At 53.3% G+C, this 12,578-nt stretch carries 12 protein-coding genes; 7 read left to right on the plus strand and 5 right to left on the minus strand.

Annotated features, from left to right (window positions below):
- Nucleotides 1-435 (plus strand): DJ-1/PfpI family protein (locus IKB43_06695; GenBank protein ID MBR2469823.1); only part of this gene is annotated, 435 nt, incomplete at its 5' end.
- Between the two features lie 3 nt (nt 436-438).
- Here the strand turns inward: IKB43_06695 and mnmA are convergent.
- On the minus strand, nt 439-1,536 hold the full coding sequence (mnmA, locus tag IKB43_06700; GenBank protein MBR2469824.1) for a tRNA 2-thiouridine(34) synthase MnmA: 1,098 nt from the start codon (nt 1,534-1,536) through the stop codon (nt 439-441).
- Between the two features lie 112 nt (nt 1,537-1,648).
- Here mnmA and IKB43_06705 point away from each other — a divergent pair, with 112 nt between their 5' ends.
- The 3 genes from IKB43_06705 to IKB43_06715 all read left to right on the plus strand — a co-directional run bounded on the left by IKB43_06705 (nt 1,649) and on the right by IKB43_06715 (nt 5,726).
- Nucleotides 1,649-2,557 (plus strand): MoxR family ATPase, encoded by a 909-nt coding sequence (locus IKB43_06705; protein ID MBR2469825.1) that lies wholly within the window; start codon nt 1,649-1,651, stop codon nt 2,555-2,557.
- 116 nt (nt 2,558-2,673) lie between these two features.
- Complete coding sequence (locus tag IKB43_06710) at nt 2,674-3,801, plus strand: DUF58 domain-containing protein (protein ID MBR2469826.1); 1,128 nt, start codon at nt 2,674-2,676, stop codon at nt 3,799-3,801.
- Nucleotides 3,798-5,726: a transglutaminase domain-containing protein gene (locus IKB43_06715; protein MBR2469827.1), complete on the plus strand. Its 1,929-nt coding sequence runs from the start codon at nt 3,798-3,800 to the stop codon at nt 5,724-5,726. The genes IKB43_06710 and IKB43_06715 overlap by 4 nt, the downstream gene beginning before the upstream one ends.
- Before the next feature lie 45 nt (nt 5,727-5,771).
- On the opposite strand, the gene IKB43_06720 is transcribed toward IKB43_06715, so the two are convergent.
- The 4 genes from IKB43_06720 to rho all read right to left on the minus strand — a co-directional run bounded on the left by IKB43_06720 (nt 5,772) and on the right by rho (nt 10,339).
- On the minus strand, nt 5,772-6,287 hold the full coding sequence (locus tag IKB43_06720) for a lipocalin family protein (GenBank protein ID MBR2469828.1): 516 nt from the start codon (nt 6,285-6,287) through the stop codon (nt 5,772-5,774).
- Nucleotides 6,288-6,354: 67 nt separating this feature from the next.
- Nucleotides 6,355-7,677 carry a sigma-54-dependent Fis family transcriptional regulator gene (locus tag IKB43_06725; protein MBR2469829.1) on the minus strand — a complete coding sequence of 441 codons (1,323 nt, stop codon included), beginning with the start codon at nt 7,675-7,677 and terminating at the stop codon, nt 6,355-6,357.
- Nucleotide 7,678: 1 nt separating this feature from the next.
- Complete coding sequence (proC, locus tag IKB43_06730; protein ID MBR2469830.1) at nt 7,679-8,482, minus strand: pyrroline-5-carboxylate reductase; 804 nt, start codon at nt 8,480-8,482, stop codon at nt 7,679-7,681.
- Between the two features lie 120 nt (nt 8,483-8,602).
- Entirely contained in the window at nt 8,603-10,339 is a 1,737-nt protein-coding gene (gene rho / locus IKB43_06735) for a transcription termination factor Rho (protein MBR2469831.1), read from the minus strand.
- 377 nt (nt 10,340-10,716) lie between these two features.
- Here rho and folK point away from each other — a divergent pair, with 377 nt between their 5' ends.
- The 3 genes from folK to panC all read left to right on the plus strand — a co-directional run.
- Nucleotides 10,717-11,226, plus strand: coding sequence for a 2-amino-4-hydroxy-6-hydroxymethyldihydropteridine diphosphokinase (folK, locus tag IKB43_06740; protein MBR2469832.1), 510 nt, complete (start codon nt 10,717-10,719; stop codon nt 11,224-11,226).
- On the plus strand, nt 11,226-11,876 hold the full coding sequence (locus IKB43_06745) for a deoxynucleoside kinase (protein ID MBR2469833.1): 651 nt from the start codon (nt 11,226-11,228) through the stop codon (nt 11,874-11,876). The genes folK and IKB43_06745 overlap by 1 nt, the downstream gene beginning before the upstream one ends.
- A gap of 9 nt (nt 11,877-11,885) precedes the next feature.
- On the plus strand, nt 11,886-12,578 hold a 693-nt coding region (gene panC, locus IKB43_06750), incomplete at its 3' end, for a pantoate--beta-alanine ligase (protein ID MBR2469834.1).

Raw genomic sequence — 12,578 nt, forward strand, 5'->3', positions numbered from 1 at the left:
AAGGCCGAAGTGGTAGGGTCCCATGGTCTTAAAATCCAGACGGATTTTGCACTTTCGGGAGCCGATACCGCAAAGTTTGGCGCCGTCCTTTTGCCCGGTGGCGGCATTGGTGTCAAGAACCTGAAGGCCTCTGCCGATGTGGAGAAGGTCATCTGCGATTTCAACGATCAGGACAAGTGGATTTTCGCCATCTGCGCCGCTCCCTTGGTACTGAGCAAGGCCGGGCTTCTCGTGGACCGCACTGCCACCTGTTTCCCGGGCTGCGAAGCGGAGCTGGTCTGTAACAAGTTTGTGGAAGACCGCGTAGTGGTAGACGGCAACATTGTCACCAGTCGCGGCGCGGGCACCGCCGAAGAATTCGCTTTCGAATGTATCGCCCAGCTGGGCGGCCGCGACCTTGCAGAAAAAATCCGCAAGCAGGTGGTGGCGCGGTAAGAACTACTTCTCGATAATCGCCGAGGCCACGATGCCGTCGCCGGCGTAGAGCACCATAATCTGGCCAGGCGTGGCGGCAAATTGGGGCGTATCGAACCGGATAGAGATTCGGTTGTCCGTAAGTTCGGTAATGCTCGCTTCGGCGAAGGTGTGGCCCAGCCGGATTTTCGCCTGGAGTTTCTGCTGCAGCAGGGGTGAATCCTTGGATACCATCAGGTTCAGCTGGCTCCCGCTGACTTCGCTACATTGCAACAGACTGCGAGGGCCGAGCACCACTTGATTCTTCTTGACGTCGATGGCAATCACGAAAAGGGGTTCCGGCTGACCGCCGATGTTGAGCCCTTTCCTTTGTCCGATGGTGTAATGGATGAACCCTTTGTGCTGCCCCAGGACCTTGCCGTTTACATCTACGAAGTCTCCGGGAACGTTGTCGCTTTCGTCAAAGAGCACAGAGTAGTCGCCACATTCCAGAAAATCTTGGCTCTCCTTTTTGGAGGCGAAATCTTCCCAGCCGATTTTACGGGCCAGTTCCTTGACTTCGTCCTTGTGCATTTCGCCCAGGGGGAACAGCACCGACGAAAGCTGGTCTTCGGTTAGCCTGGAAAGGAAATAGGACTGGTCCTTGAAACTGTCGCGGGCCCTCCACAGGAACGGTTCCTCGGGACTCCTGAAATCCAGACGGGCGTAGTGTCCCGTGGCAAAGTAGTCAAAATCTACGCCCATCTTGCGGACGGCGTGGAGCATGGCTCCGAACTTGATGGACTGGTTGCAGCGCACGCAGGGGTTGGGCGTACGGCCCGCCCGGTATTCGGCGCGGAAATAGTCCAGCACGTTTTTCTTGTATTCCTCTACCACGGGAACCACGTGGAAGGGGATGGACAGGCGCTTGGCTACACTCTCGGCGGCTTCGATGCTTTCGCTTTCGTTGGGGCCGAAACATCCGGAGCGGCCCTCCACGATGGGCATATCGATGGAACCGTCCCAGAGGGCCATGGTAATGCCTATGACGTTGTAGCCCTTCTGCTGCAAGGTCCAGGCGGTAAGGGCGGAATCTACGCCTCCCGAAAGTCCGACTGCTACTGTTTTGTTGTTTGGTTCCATAATACTAGCGAAAATATAGGAAAATAGAGTATAGAGACTAGGATTTAGAGACTAGAGATTAGATTCTAAATCCTAGCCCCTAATTCCTAACCCCTTTTTGTATATTAGAAACATGATTGAAAAACTTTTGAATGCCCTGGACTCCGTCTTGCTTGGCAAGCGGGAGTCCGTAGAAATGCTGGTCATGGCCCTGCTGGCCGACGGTCATGTGCTGGTAGAAGATGTGCCTGGAACAGGCAAGACCACTTTGGCGAAGGCCCTGGCGGTAGCTATCGGGGCGGACTTTGCCCGCATCCAGTTCACGCCGGACCTGCTCCCTGCCGATGTGACCGGCGGGGCGGTGTTCCGCATGAACACCGGGGACTTTGAAATCCGGAAAGGTCCCGTGTTTACCCAGATTCTCTTGGCCGACGAAATTAACCGCGCTTCGCCCCGCACCCAGAGTTCCCTGCTGGAGGCCATGGAAGAGCGTCAGGTTTCCCTGGAAGGGGAACGGCACGCGCTGCCTAAGCTGTTCATGGTGCTGGCTACGGAAAACCCGGTGGAATTCCATGGGGTGTTTCCCTTGCCGGAAGCCCAGATGGACCGGTTCCTGATTCGGCTTTCGTTGGGCTACCCCTCTACGGAAACGGAACTGCAGATTTTGCGGAGCCATCGTGAAGGAAAACCCCTGGACACGCTTGCCGCCGTAACCTCTCCCGAAGAAATCCTGAAGGCACGGGATGCCGTCCGCAAGATCCATGTGGACGAATCCCTGGAAAGGTACGTGGTGTCGCTGGTCCAGGCCACCCGTGAAAACCCAGCCGTACGCCTGGCCGCAAGTCCCCGCGCAGGAATCAACCTCATAAAGATGGCCCAGGCGTCTGCCTACATCCAGGGCCGGGACTTTGTGAATCCCGACGACATCCAGCGGGTGTATTCCGCGGTGATGGAACACCGTGTCTTTGCGAAAGACGGAAACGCCTCTACGGTGAAAAACATTCTGGAATCTATCCGCACCCAGGTGAAAATTCCTAAGTAGAAGCGGGGAACATGTCGAAGGTTCCTTCCATAAGGTGGCTGCTGGAGGCGTACCCCCGGACTCCCAAGAGGACGGGGCTTCTTATGCGACTTTACTTTATCTGGCAGGAGTATTTTATGCCCGCCGGTCACAGCGCCTTTGCGCTGATGTTTTTCTCTATGGTGGCGGGACTCGTGCCCGGCTTCTGGGCCGCCTGGATTTTCTGCGGCTTGGATTTTCTGTTGTTCCTGTCGCTGTTCCCCTCCCTTTTTATGACCTGCCGAAAGAACCGCTTTGAAGCGGGGGCTATAGAAGTTTCTCCTGTTGTGGAAGGCGAAACGGCAACGGTCCAGGTGCAGGTGACTGCAAAAAACCGGATAGACGCGGTATCCCTTTCCTGTTTCCGCATGGATGCCAGTCTTGCAAGCGAAGAATCGCCCTATGTGCTTATGAATCAGGGCGAATCGGTAATGCTCCAGTGCAAGGTCAGAACCAAGAAGCGTGGAGCCTATACGGTAGGGAAGGTGTCTCTCTTGATTCCCGAAATCATGGGCATGTTGCGGTATAGTGCCAAGGCGGGATCCGCGGAACTTCTGGTTTACCCGAAGCCCGTGAAAATATCGGCTTTCGATTTTTTGACCTGGGGCAGCAGCGGTATGGTCTTTGCGCCCCTGCTGACCAGCGGCTTTGCTCGCGGGCTGGATTTTTCGGGAGTGCGGGAATACCAGGAAGGGGATGCCCTGCGGGATTTGCACCACAAGGCCTTTGCCCGCTACGGAAGGCCCTTTACCAAGGAATTTGAGGCGGAACGTGGAGCCGGAATCGTGATGGTGCTGGATGTGCGAGGAAACACCCTGCAGGAACTCTCCCTGCAAGAGAATCTTATACGCCTTGCGGCAGGTGTAGGCGCCTGGTTCATGGAACGAGGAATTCTTGGGCGGTTCTTCATAAACGACGAAGAAATATCCCTGAACGCGAGCGATGGTGGCGACAGCCTTTTTGCCGCCCTCGCCCGGATTCCGGCGGCAAGCCCTTTCAAAAAGAGCGGGCCTGCAACAGAGGGCGCCTGGTCTCCGGCGGCAAGGCCCATGGGGCCGGTGCTACGTCTCGGGCTCCATCGGGAAGAAAATCCGCTGGTCCACAAGCAGGTCCTTGTCTGTGGCGGAAAAGTCCCGACGGCAGCGGGTGACGACACCCTGATGGTTCATTGCTCCCTCTTGAAGGATAAAATTTCCCTGACTAGGCAGGAGGATTTGCTCCCATGAGAAAATCCCTGAGGGAAATGTTCAAGACGCTGTTCCTGGTGCTTGCGTCCGTGAATCTGGGAATCTCCAGCGAGATGCTTCCGCTTGGAATTATTTTCGCCTTGGGCTTCTTGTACCTTCACTGGGGGCTGGACAAGCCTACGCCCCTGTACAAGAAGCGTTTTGCCTATGGGGCCATTGTTCCATTTGCCCTGTGGTGGGTGGTGACTCCCGAGGTGGAAAACGGGATTTCTCCTTACGTGGTGTTTATTCCGGCCTGGTACTTGTTGACTCTGGCGTGGCTCCAGAAACGGAGTCTTGGGCGGGGCGGTTTTGAGGCCTTTGTCATTTTTGATGGCGTGGCGGCTTTGCTTTTGGGAATGTTCCAGGCGGGGCGCACCGGAGGAATCTTGGGAGCGGTGGGCATACTGCTTGCTATCCTTGCCTACAGGCGCACAAAGACGGCCTGGTACAAGTACGGGCTGTTCCTGCTGCTGATAGCCTTTTTCGGGTTTACCTCTTTCGGAGGCTGGCAATACTGGAAAAACCACCGGAGTTATGACGGACGCTGGGGTGATGATTATTATGAACGGAATCGCGTGATGGGTTTTGATCCTACGGTTTCTCTAGGTTCGTTTTCCAGCAATTACATTTCCAAATATAATAGTCAGGTCGTTTTGCGGGTATGGGATAAAAATGCTCCTGAATATTTACGAGCTGCGGTCTATGAAAAATATGTAGGTGATATCTGGAAACTCCCTGCAAAATCTAAGCAAAAGCTTTACCCGGCTTATTACCGCATCGACTATCCGGTCTTTGAACTTGTAGATTCTGTCACTAGACGTGAAAATGTACGCTCTGTTTGGGTTCAATCGGCCTTAGACAATTTTGGCTTTCTTTTTGCGCCATCTAATGCGGTGGGAGTGGCTGCCAAGAATGCAGATTCCCTAGATTTCTACAAGACAGGGATTTTTGCGGGAGCTAACGGGACTCATGGGGACTGGTATTATTTTGTGGATGGCTCTGTTGGTAGTACGGTCTGGCAATTACCTCATGATAATGGCGATTCGGCTTACTTGCAGATAAGTAAGTCTCATAAACCCTTTGTAGATTCTGTTGCTATTGCTATGAACTTGCCCCAAAGGGATTCCGTACAAGATTCTTTGCCCAATGGGGACTACGAAAAAAATGTCTTGACAATAGTACATGATTATTTTGTTCAAAATTTTAAATACTCCCTAGTTGTTCCAGGTGTTCGTGAAAACAAAGGTGATCCCTTACGAGCATTCTGGAGAGCAAAAGAAGGATTTTGTGAATACTATACGACACTTGCAGTTTTGCTCTTGCGTCATCAGGGAATCCAGGCTCGCTACGTGACGGGCTTTGCGCATCCAGAACGTAACGATGATCGTGACTATGTCGTATTTCGTAGGTATCATAGTCATGCTTGGGTAGAGTTCCTTTGGAACGGACACTGGTATTCCTTTGATCCGACACCTCCCATGGATCCTGGACTTTTTTCGAAACTCCCCATTTGGTCGTCTTGGTGGGAAGGCTTTAGTGGACGTTTGGCTCGCTTGTTCCATTTAGTGAAGGAGGGGGAGTGGCGCCGTGTGGTAGACGATTGGCAGGCCGTGACCCAGGGGTTTTTGGGCAATTCTCTAGTTTATGGAATATCGCTCTTGCTTTTGCTGGTAATTTTTGCCAGAAGATTGCTTAAAGGAAATAAGCACAAGGTTCGGATAAAACTGGATGCGCGAGTTCAGTCTTGGGTTCGTTCCCTTGACCGGGCAGAGAAGATGTTGAAGCGCCATGGATTTATTCGGCAACCGGGGGAGACGGTGGGGGCTTTTCTTGTCCGCATTGAACCACAGGTGACAGTCACCGGAGAGACCCTGAGTGCGCTCGAATCTCTCCGCGAGTACGAAAAGCATCGCTGGCAATAAAAAAGTCCCGCAACTTGCGGGACTTTTTTTCATAAAGTTGAAAGATTATTCAGTGCGAACGAACACTTCGGTATCGTTGCCGGCGAACATGCCGTCACTTTCGGCTTCTTGGAAGAGAACGGTGTTAAGGATAAGTGTAACTGTCTCACCAACAACTTCAATTTTTGGAGTTGTAGTAAATGTTTTGCCAAATTCAACGCAATCACCTTCTTTGTTTGCCTTGAAAATGAGCGTTCCTTCGTTGATGGACCAATGGCCTTTGTCGTCAGTTCCGCCGCTTAAGGACCCGGGACATTCACCTGCAGTGGATCTTGTGTAGTGATATAGGCTATCTTCTGAGAAAACCAAGGTTCCCCCCTGTGCGGCAGAAAAGTCGGTAATAATCTCGTTATTGCCTTTTTGACTAATAGACTTCAGCGTCCATGTACCGACAAGGCAGTCTTCGGACAATCCTTCTGCACAAATTTCAGCGGGAGTTTTGTTGCTTCCGCTATCATCGCTACAAGCTGTAAAAAATGCCAGGGTGGAGGCGGCCAATAGCGTCAAGATTTTTGTTTTCATATTAATCCTCTTAGGTTTGTATACTCGTAATATATATAAAAGTAAATGAGAAAAGTGAAAAAAATCATTAACTATGCGAAAAGTGGGATTTTTTTACGCCTAATCGGTTCAGCCTGTTGTATAGGGCCGTGCGGAGCATGCCCAAGCGCTCGGCCGTGAGGCTTACGGAGCCACCATTTTTGGCGATGGAGTCGGTCAGGAACTGTCGTTCCTGTTCCAGCAGGTATTCCTTGAATTCGTCGTAGCTATTGCAGTAGGCGATTCCTGACGGAGCCTTTTCCTGGTACAGTCCTTCGTCGATTTGCAGGTCTTCGGGTTTCAAGAATCCCGGGTTTGCAAAGCATAGCGCCCGCTGGATAACATTTTCCAGTTCACGGATGTTTCCCGGCCACTGGTGGGCTTGCAGCTTTTTCAGGGCTTCGGGAGACAAGATGAAATTCTCGCCTTGGGGGGCGTACTGCCTTATGAAATAGTTCGCCAGGTCTTCGATGTCTTCCTTGCGGCTCCGCAGGGGGAGAATCTGGATGGGAATCACGTTCAGGCGGTAGTAAAGGTCTTCGCGGAATCGTCCCTTGCGGATTTCTTCGCTCAGGTCCCGGTTGGTGGCGGCGATGATGCGCACATCTACATGTCGGGTCTTGTTTGCCCCGATGGGGCGGATTTCCCTATTTTGAATGACCCGCAGGAGTTTCACCTGGGCGTGCAGCGGCATGTCGCCGATTTCGTCCAAGAAGATGGCGCCGCCGTTGGCCTCTTCGAAAAGGCCGATGCGTTCGTTTTGGGCTCCGGTAAAGGCTCCGCGGGTGTGACCGAAAAGTTCACTTTCAAAAAGGGCGTCGGGAATGGCGCTGCAGTTCACGGTGACAAACCGCTCGTACATGCAGGCAATGGCCCGAGCCACCAGGTCTTTACCCACGCCGGATTCGCCCTGTATAAGGACCGGCCCCGTGTGGAGAATGGTCCGTTCCACTGTTTTGCGCAGGGTTTCCATAGCGGGACTTTTCCCAACCAGGTGGCTCATCCGTTCCCTGAAAATCATCTTGGCGCTGTAGATGTCCTTGAGCCTCAGAATCTTGCTCATCAGGTGGAGCTTCAGGGACTCTACCGACAAGATAATGTCGTAGAGGTTGTTGGGAATGGAGATGAATTTTTCGGGATCCTCGGCATAGACGAGAATCATGGTGTCCGGTTTTTCAAGGCGGATGGCGGTCAGGGCCTCCACGTTGCACTGGACAAAGGAATCCAGGTCCCAGACGACAATGGGAGAGGTGACCAGTTCTGCTTTGGTCCAGGCGGTAAAGGTTTCCAGTTCGTAGTTCACCGACGAAAGCACATCCTGGATAAAGGCGGATGTGTCGGTTTCGTTGGAGAATAACTGGATGGAGGACAAATTATCCTAATTCCTTACTTCTTTTTGTGCCTGCCACCACGGCCTTGATGAGGGTGCTGCGGAAAGCGCCTTCTTCGAGAGCGTCTACGCCTGCGATGGTGGTGCCGCCGGGGGAGCAGACCATGGCGCACAGGTCGCTTGGGCTCTTGCCGGACTGCTTCACCAGTTCTACGGCCCCTTCGATGGTCCCGAGGGTGAGTTTCAGCGCCACGTCCCGGGTAAGGCCTGCTTTTACGCCTCCGCGGGTGAGTCCTTCGATGAATTCGAAGACGTAGGCGGGGGCACTACCGGAAAGTCCGGTGACGGCGTCCATCAAGCTTTCGGTGACGCGACAGGTGACTCCGATGGTTCCAAAAATTTCTTCGGCGGTCTTCAGGGTGTCTTCGGAGACGCCGTCGGTGGCAAGCGCCACCGTGCCCCTGCCCACCGTAAGCGGCAGGTTCGGCATCACGCGGAGCACCTGGTTCTTGTTTCCGAGAGCGGCGAGGAGTGATTCCCGCTTGACTCCGGCCATGATGCTCACGAAGGTCTTTGTGCCCTTGATGGCCTTGACGGCATTTTTCCATTCGTTGGACACGAGCTTGAAAATTTGGGGCTTCACGCAAAGGAAGGTTATGTCTGCCTTTTTGACGCCTTCTGCGAAGTTTTTGACGCGCACACAGCCCAGCTTGCTTACCGCCGCAGCGGCAGTATCGTTGGGGTCAAAAAAGAAGATGGACTTGGGGCTGACTTTTGCATTCAAAAGTCCACGGAGGATAGCTCCTCCCATGTTGCCAGTGCCTGCAAAGAAGATATTCTTGTTCATGATAGAAACCTTTCAAACCTTTATAATTTAATAACAAACACCTAATGATCAACGTGAGATGTATAATGTGTAATGGTTAATTTCTCATTTCACACTCCACACTCCACATTTTACATTTTTTTACCCGTTCATGGAGTTCAAGAAATCGTAGTTTGTCTTGAAGGACTTCATCTTGTCACGCATGAATTCCATGATTTCCACGGTGGTCATGTCCTGCAGGTAGCGGCGGAGCACCCACACGCGGCGGAGTTCGTCGTCGGACAAAAGCTGTTCTTCTTTGCGGGTTCCGGACTTGAATATATCGATGGCCGGCCAGATGCGCTTTTCGGCGATACGGCGGTCCAGAACCAGTTCGTTGTTACCGGTACCCTTGAATTCTTCGAAAATCACTTCGTCCATGCGGCTGCCGGTCTCGATAAGGGCCGTGCCGATGATGGTGAGGGAGCCGCCGTTCTCGATTTTACGGGCGGCACCGAAGAAACGCTTGGGCCTGTGCATGGCATTGGCGTCCACACCGCCGGAGAGGATTTTTCCGGAGTGGGGAATCACCACGTTGTTTGCGCGGGCAAAGCGGGTGATGGAGTCCAGAAGAATCACCACGTCGTTTCCGTGTTCCACCATGCGCTTGGCCTTTTCGATGACCATGTCGGCCACCTTGATGTGGCGGGTGGGTTCTTCGTCGAAGGTAGATGCCAGCACTTCGGCCTGGATGTTCTTGCCTCGGGCTGCACCTTCTTCGCGGAGGCGGTCCACCAGCTTGCGCATTTCCGTCACTTCTTCGGGGCGTTCGTCAATCAGGAGCACCATCAGCTTCACTTCGGGGTGGTTGATGGTGAGGGCCTTGGTGATGTTCTGCAAAAGAACGGTCTTACCCGTGCGGGGAGGGGCGAGGATAATGCTGCGCTGGCCCTTTCCGATGGGGGTGAACAGGTTCATGATGCGGGTGCTGTATTCTTGAGGGTCCCATTCCAGATTAAGTCTTTCGATGGGGTGGATGGGCGTCAGGTATTCGAAAGCCACACGGCGCTTGGTTTTCTCGGGGGGTTCGAAGTTCACCGTGTCAATGCGCATCAGGGCAAAATACTTTTCGCCTTCCTTGGGTTGGCGGATCTGGCCGGTGATGGTGTCGCCCATCTTCAGGTCGTAACGGCGGATGATGTTGCGGCTGATGTAGATGTCGTCGGGACCAGCCAGGTAGTTGTGGTCGGGGTTCCGCAAGAATCCGTGTCCGCCGTCGGGAATGATTTCCAGCACGCCCTCGGTATAGATGGGGCAGTCTTCGCCGGTGGTGGCGCTTAAAATGCTATAGACCAGGGCCTGCTTGCGCATGGTCTTGAAGTCGGGGATTCCCAGTTCGTCGGCCTGGCGCTGGAGCTCGAACATGGGGAGCCCGCGGAGTTCTCTCCACTTGGCCCGCGCGGCGGCCACCTTCTCGGGGTCCGGCGGCGGTAGCTGGATGCTCTCGTCCAAAAAGTCGTCCTGAGGCAGGTTCTTGCCGTGGCGGTTCTTGAACTTGTTAAACTTGTTGAATTTATTGTTGTTGAACTTGTTGTTGCCCTGGCCGCCCTGGTTATTCTGGTTGTTTTGCTGTCCCTGGCTGCCTCTGTTCTGATTTTGGTTGTTTTGCGCCTGGCCTTGGTTGTTCTGACCTTGCTGTTGGCCATTCTGGTTCTGGCCCTGCTGTTGGCCGTTCTGGGCGTTGCCCTGTTGCGGGTTTTGTCCATTGTTTTCGGTCGGTGCGGCCGCAGTAACGGCTGGGGCTCCGTCGGCTACGGGAGCGGCATTGCTTGCCGGCGCTGCTTTTTCGGCCGGGGCTACGGGTGTGGCTTTCGGTTCGGCTTTCTTTTCCGCTTCCATGAATTCGGCGGCGGCCTTCTGGACATCGCTATCTTCTTTTGCTTTTTTCGGGGGGCGACCGCGACGCTTGGGCTTATCTGCCTCTGCGGCTTGATTCTGTTCGGGGGTCATAGAAACTTCGTTCAATCCTTCATCAGGATTACTTTTTGATCTAGGCACTAGATTATCCTTTGATATAGTAAGGTCTTTTTTAAGAGGAAAAGAACTTGAATGGGGGATATGGTAAGATGGAGAAATACTCTCCATAAAATTGGGAAGGCTTTGCTCCCTCAACGCCCTATAAGATAAATAAAAAAAAAGTTTTTGTCAGCAAAAAACGGCTTAAATGTCAAAAAAAAGTGAAAAAATGACAAGTTGTTTTAACTATATTAGGGGTCGTGGAATCCTTAGAAAGAGTTTTTGTGGCTCTTGGCAGCAATCTTTCTCCTCGGGGCAAGCGCCTCTCTGAGGGGCGTGACATGTTGCGCCGAATTTCTGCCGGTGGCTGGAAAGAAAGCCCCATCTACGAGACTCCGCCGGTAGGCCCTGAAGGCCAGGGTCCGTATTTCAACCAGGTAGTGAGTTTCTGGTATGCGGGCACGCCTACGCGGCTGCTCCATTACCTCAAGGGTTCCGAGCTGGTGCTGGGCCGCAAGCCCAGGGGACACTGGAATTCTAGGGAAATTGATTTAGATCTTTTGTATTACGGCAACAAGGTGCTGTCCGGCAGGCCGCAGGTCCCTCACGGGGAGATTCTGCACCGGCAGTTCGTGCTTGTGCCGCTGAACGATATCGCCCCCGATTGGGAAGACCCGTTGAACGGGCGTACCGTGAAAAGTTTGCTTGCGGATTTGCTAGCCCGCGAGGGGAAAATCCCGTTCCGCACCGTCACAGGGGAGGAAGACTGATGCTTACGGACAAGGGCGTGCATTTTTTGGCCATTGAAGGGGTCATCGGGGTCGGAAAGACCACACTCGCTCGGATTATCGCCGAACGGTGGAACGCCTTCTGCATCGAGGAAAACTTTGCAGAAAACCCCTTCTTGGAAAAATTTTACGAGAACAAGGAAGCCTACGCCTTCCAGACCCAGCTGTTCTTTTTGCTGGACCGCCACAAGCAGTTGCAGAACACGGGAATCCAGAGTGACCTGTTCCACGACCTGCTGGTGTGCGACTACACCTTTGACAAAGACCAGATTTTTGCGGCCCAGAACCTTTCTGACAGCGAGTACACCATGTACGAGCAGGTGGCCCGCTCCCTGGACAAGGACCTGCCGAAACCCGATCTGGTGGTTTACCTGCAGGCCAGCGTCCCGACACTTCTGAACCGTATTCGCGGCCGTGGCCGCCAGATGGAAAAGGCCATCGAGGGCAACTACCTCAAGGACCTTCAAGAGCGTTACGACCATCTTTTCTGGCACTATCCCAGCGCTCCCGTGCTGATTATCAACACGGACAATATCGACTTTGTACACAACGAAAATCACCTGAAACAAATTCTGGATGCTATTGCGGAGTGCCCGCGGCAGACCACCTACTTTGTTCCCGATGGTAACTAAGAAGGCAATATGCAAATCATCAAGACTATAGCGGAATTACGTGAAACCCTGAAACCCCTTATCAAGAAGGACAAGGTCATTGGACTTGTGCCCACCATGGGTGCCCTCCACGACGGTCACGGGGCGTTGATCAAGGAGTCCGTAAAGAAATGCGAAGTGACGGTGGTGAGCGTTTTCTTGAACCCGATCCAGTTCGGTCGCAACGAAGACCTGGACAAGTACCCAAAGCGTCTGGAAGCCGATGCCAAATTGGCGGAATCCCTGGGGGCGGACTATGTCTTTGCGCCCAGCGTTGCCGAAATGTATCCCGATGGCGACCCGCTGACCCTGGTGCGGGACGAAACCCTTGAAAGCATGTACTGCGGTGCTTACCGCCCGGGTCATTTCCGCGGTGTCTTGACCGTAGTGGCCAAGCTGTTCCTGATATCCGGGGCGAACAAGGCTTTCTTTGGCGAGAAGGATTACCAGCAGGTGTTCCTCATCGAAAAGATGGTGAAGGACCTGAACTTCGACATCGAAATTTATCGGGTGCCTATCGTCCGCGAAGAATCTGGCCTTGCCCTTTCTAGCCGTAACGAATACCTGACTGCCGATGAACGCAAGCAGGCGCCTAAGGTGAAAGACTTATATGTGGATGTTGGCGCTAAAAATAAAAAGGATGCCGAAAAGCGGGTGGCAGTAGGTGATTATATTGCCTTTAAA

It is taken from the genome of Fibrobacter sp., from assembly GCA_017503015.1.
Taxonomy (GTDB): Bacteria; Fibrobacterota; Fibrobacteria; order Fibrobacterales; family Fibrobacteraceae; genus Fibrobacter.